General features: G+C 31.0%; 5 protein-coding genes and 1 pseudogene. 4 read left to right on the top strand and 2 right to left on the bottom strand.

Annotated elements, in window-relative coordinates:
* Positions 1-9 precede the first annotated feature (9 nt).
* On the bottom strand, positions 10-1,143 hold the full coding sequence (locus tag ACQCX0_RS00195) for a M20/M25/M40 family metallo-hydrolase (RefSeq protein ID WP_462562018.1): 1,134 nt from the start codon (positions 1,141-1,143) through the stop codon (positions 10-12).
* A gap of 215 nt (positions 1,144-1,358) precedes the next feature.
* On the opposite strand from ACQCX0_RS00195, the gene rplU reads away from it, so the two are divergent.
* From rplU to obgE, 3 genes are all read left to right on the top strand, one after another.
* Complete coding sequence (gene rplU, locus ACQCX0_RS00190; RefSeq protein ID WP_462562017.1) at positions 1,359-1,667, top strand: 50S ribosomal protein L21; 309 nt, start codon at positions 1,359-1,361, stop codon at positions 1,665-1,667.
* Positions 1,668-1,679: 12 nt separating this feature from the next.
* Complete coding sequence (gene rpmA, locus ACQCX0_RS00185) at positions 1,680-1,934, top strand: 50S ribosomal protein L27 (RefSeq protein ID WP_462562016.1); 255 nt, start codon at positions 1,680-1,682, stop codon at positions 1,932-1,934.
* A gap of 154 nt (positions 1,935-2,088) precedes the next feature.
* On the top strand, positions 2,089-3,120 hold the full coding sequence (gene obgE, locus ACQCX0_RS00180) for a GTPase ObgE (protein WP_462562015.1): 1,032 nt from the start codon (positions 2,089-2,091) through the stop codon (positions 3,118-3,120).
* Positions 3,121-3,136: 16 nt separating this feature from the next.
* Here obgE and ACQCX0_RS00175 read toward each other — a convergent pair whose 3' ends face one another.
* Complete coding sequence (locus ACQCX0_RS00175; RefSeq protein WP_462562013.1) at positions 3,137-3,805, bottom strand: hypothetical protein; 669 nt, start codon at positions 3,803-3,805, stop codon at positions 3,137-3,139.
* Positions 3,806-3,900: 95 nt separating this feature from the next.
* Between ACQCX0_RS00175 and ACQCX0_RS00170 the strand changes: the two are divergent.
* Positions 3,901-4,491: pseudogene (locus tag ACQCX0_RS00170) on the top strand (nucleotidyl transferase family protein); the annotation flags it as partial.

The following is a 4,491-nucleotide window of genomic DNA, read 5'->3' as shown; positions in this document are numbered from 1 at the left end:
AGATAATAATTATGCTGTTTTTAAATTTAATAAAATAGTTTTTAAAAAATTTATACTAGGTTGTACTGTATTAAAAAATAAAACCTCTTTAGTAGCATTATGTAGGTAAGTGCCAAAAGGTCCTATACCGTCCATTACAGGTGTTCCGTGGGATGAAATATGATTCCCATCAGATCCGCCTGCACTTACATGCAATTTAGCTTCCCTTTTGACACTGATGGCCGAGTCTAGTACTAAATCTTCTAACCACTTTTGTTCTTTATTATTCCGCATAGGCGGCGTAAAGGAAATTTGCTGAATATTGATCTCTATGTTAGAATTCTTAGGCATAGTACTAAAATGCTTAATTTCTTTATGCATATCTTCATAATCTTTAATATCTAAAAAACGAATCTCAAATTTAGCTTCTACTTTATCCGGCACTACATTAATTACAGTTCCTCCGGAAATCACCCCAGTATTAGTAGTAGTTTGTTTATCCGAATTATTAAATTTTTCTAATTTTTGAACAAAATTCGCCATTTCTAGAATAGCAGAGGCTCCTTTATGAGGTTTTGAGGCATGAGCAGCAATGCCGGTAAAAACTGCAGTATATTTAGCTATACCTTTTCTTGCATTAACTACTACCCCTTCTTGATCAGGAGATTCGTTCACTAAAGCACATTTAGCTTTTTTAGCATGTTCTGCTATTATATTACGAGAATAAATAGAACTAATTTCTTCATCAGGATTAAAAATTATACATAATGACAATGCATCTAAGCGTTCTTTAGGTAGGGTTTCAATCGCATAAATAATACCTAAAACCCCAGCTTTCATATCTGCAACCCCTGGTCCGTAAACTTTACTTTGCGATACATCAAATTGAAAAGGATGATTTGCAACTATTCCTTTTGTGTATACTGTATCCATATGCCCAATAAGTAGTGCATCATAATATGAGGGATTTTTCTTATTCGTTGCAATTACTAAATGACCAACTTCTTTTCCCACATCAGTTGTCTTTACGAAAAAACCCATACCTTTTAATCTATTGGTTAAATAAGTAGCAACTTCATTAACTCCTTCAGGATTATAAGTTCCACAGTCTATACTTACTAAAGATTTTAACTCTTCTAAAAATTTTTCTTGATTAAACATCATTACCTTACTCCTTTCCTAACATATAAATAATAAGAGCTTATTATATCAAAGCACCTACTACTTAGTAGGTAGTATACCATAAAATATAAAAATATAAAATATTTTTATTAAACATTCTAAAGACTAATCAGAACTTTACTAATTTAAATTGACAAAACTAGGAAATTATTTTATATTCATGTATTATTATGTAAATAAAAAGGTTTGTTATAAAAATGTTTGCGGTAATTAGTTTAGGTGGGATACAACACAAGGTAAAAAAAGATGATATTATAACCATTAACAAGTTAGATGCTGAGGTAGGGCAAGAAATTTCTATCTCAAACGTATTATCTTTAGGAGCAGGAGCAACTCTTCAGTTAGGTACTCCCTTTGTGGAAAATGCTGTGGTAAAAGCTAAGGTTCTAGAACAAACTAGAGATACTAAGATTATTATCTTTAAAAAGATTCGCAGACATAATTATCGTCGTAAAAACGGGCATAGACAATATATTACTAAGCTCCAAATTACTGATATTAACTAATAGGGGAAAAGAATGGCTCAAAAGAAAGCTGGTGGTAGTTCTCGTAATGGAAGAGATTCTGCAGGCAGGCGGTTAGGTGTAAAAAAATTTGGGAATGAAGTTGTAACTACTGGAAATATCTTAGTTAGACAAAGAGGAACTAAGTTTCATCCTGGTAAAAACGTTTTTATGGGTAGAGATCATACTTTACATGCCGGAATTAACGGTGTGGTTTATTTTGCTCATGTAAAAGGTCGTCATACTGTCAATGTAGCTGTTTCACAATAGTTTATCTATTAATAGATTACTTACGTTAGAAGCTATAATTTTTCATTTATTACCAAATAATTATATATCTGCTTTTTATATCTAAAGCTGTTCTACTAACTTAAGATTTACTAATTTAAATTTTGGATTCTTTGTTTCTTTAGGAAAAAACAAAATGCAATTCTTAGACTCTGCAAAAATATATATAAAATCCGGAGACGGTGGAGCCGGCTGTGTTTCTTTTAGACGTGAGAAATTTATAGAATTCGGTGGTCCTGACGGTGGCAATGGAGGTAAAGGAGGAGATGTATATATAGAATGCGTCTCATCCCTCAATACTCTTATAGATTTCAGATATAAACAACACTTTAAAGTTAAGAAAGGAGAACACGGTAAGGGTAAGAATCGCTCCGGAGCTAATTCTGAAGATATAATAATCAAGGTTCCCTTAGGAACTTTGATTTGGAATAATAAAAAAGCACATATTTTAGCTGATATGAATATTGTAGGAAAGAAAATTTTACTTGCCAAGGGTGGTATAGGAGGAAGAGGGAATGCTTCTTATAAAACTTCTACTAATCGGACTCCCAGACAATTTCAGCCGGGAATTAGCGGTGAAGAACTCTGGGTTTGGTTAGAGTTACAACTTTTAGCAGATATAGGGTTATTAGGATTGCCTAATGCCGGTAAATCTACACTTTTAACTGCATTTAGCAATGCCAAACCTAAAATTGCTGATTATGCTTTTACTACTCTCATTCCCCAATTAGGAGTAGTTAGATTTGGCAACAATAGTTTTACCGTTGCTGATATTCCTGGATTAATTCAAGGTGCACATGAAGGAATCGGCTTAGGTACAAGATTTTTAGGACATATCAAAAGATGTAAATTTTTAATACATTTAATAGATATCTCTCAAAAAGATATTATCTCTAATTATCAAACCATTTTAACCGAATTAAAAGCATACTCTACTGAATTAAGCAACAAGCCTCAAATTATAGTTTTTAATAAAATAGATTTAATCTCAGAGGTAGAATTAACCAAGAAACTTAATGCTTTTAGTAAAAAAGTAAAATGTAAAGAAATCTATAGTATTTCGGCATTATCTAAAAATAATTTAGAGACTTTATTAAAAGATATTATGAAATTTTTAAATGAGAATACTGCTAATACAGAGAAATCTTTAAGCTGGTCTCCTATTTGAAGATTTTATGATCTCTCTAAAAATCATCTGAGAATTCATACTTACCATACTTACGATACCTATTTTTAATTCTTTTTCTAATTACTTCCATAGCTTGATTATATGTATTTGCATACCTGTCTTTGTACATATCTATTAATCTTCTATCCTCTTCTATATAATCTTGCTCATTAGTATCCTCATCATAACGTCCTATAATACGGTCAACTCTTCTTAAAAATCTATCTTCTATTGCCTGGAGAATCCATCTCTCCTCGTTATTCTCTCTATTAGCATATTCTTGATAAGAAGAATTATTCCCCATGCCCCATTGATAATTCAATAAACCTCTGTATCTATTTTTATAACGGGAAGGTCTTCTATCTCTATATTTAGTATCATATTTATTAAGCAACTCTCTGATCGGAGTAAATTTTTTCGGTGTTTTTGGGCAGTAATCGTTGTAGCAATAAGATGGTTGTCTCTGCATATTTTCTCTACAAGCACAACTCTCAGAGCCATTTGTAAGAGAATCATAATAATAACAGGGTGGTAGAGAATAATAATCCTGATAGTAATCACTATCGTATAACTTATTTATTCTGTATCGTTTATTTCTATAACCTCTATTTCTAGAATAAGGACTGTCTTTTTGTATTTTAAAACGAGAATAGCGTCTTAAAAAAAAATCATCATATTGTTGCATTATTCTTCTAACCCTCAAAAAGAAAAATTATAATTTTTCTATATGTGCTTTTATTTAGTGTACAATTTAAAGTAAGAAAATACAATGGTAGCAACATGTTAAATCAATTAAGAAACCTTAATTACCTAGCTGAGAGTACTTTTAGCAGATTAGGAAAAAACCTAAAAATAGGGATTTTAGGAGGTTCCTTTAATCCCCCTCATAACGGGCATTATAATATCTCTTGTGAGGCAATTAAGCGTTTAAATTTAGACTTAGTTTTATGGTTGGTAACTCCTTTAAATCCTTTGAAGAGTAAAAGTAGTTTACAATCGCTTAAAACCCGTTTAGCTCAATGCAATACTCTAACTAAATACTATTATAAGATTAAAGTGTTAGGGCTTGAAGAATCTTTTACGCATCACTATTCTTACTTAACCCTACTGACTTTAACTAAGCTTAGTTCTTCGGGAACACAGTTGTTTTGGATTATGGGAGAAGATAACCTCTTACATTTTACCAAATTTAAATATTGGCAACAGTTTATAGAAAATTATAAAATTGTAGTATTTTCTAGGAATACTGCTTTAGCTACTTCTGCCTCCGTTCAGAACGTACCATCTTTTAAAACATTATTTAGTAAATGTGCTATAATATATAGTAATAATAGATTACAGAATAATAATTCTTTAAATTTAATAAAAAAA

Source organism: Candidatus Hepatincolaceae symbiont of Strigamia maritima (assembly GCF_055505085.1).
The sequence above is the reverse complement of the archived record's forward strand: the minus strand, read 5'-3'. Positions and strand labels throughout refer to the sequence as shown.

Bases quoted from the DNA above. Each gene is read 5' to 3' on its own strand.
- ACQCX0_RS00195 (WP_462562018.1), bottom strand. From the start codon at position 1,143: ATGATGTTTAATCAAGAAAAATTTTTAGAAGAGTTAAAATCTTTAGTA.
- rplU (WP_462562017.1), top strand. From the start codon at position 1,359: ATGTTTGCGGTAATTAGTTTAGGTGGGATACAACACAAGGTAAAAAAA.
- rpmA (WP_462562016.1), top strand. From the start codon at position 1,680: ATGGCTCAAAAGAAAGCTGGTGGTAGTTCTCGTAATGGAAGAGATTCT.
- obgE (WP_462562015.1), top strand. From the start codon at position 2,089: ATGCAATTCTTAGACTCTGCAAAAATATATATAAAATCCGGAGACGGT.
- ACQCX0_RS00175 (WP_462562013.1), bottom strand. From the start codon at position 3,805: ATGCAACAATATGATGATTTTTTTTTAAGACGCTATTCTCGTTTTAAA.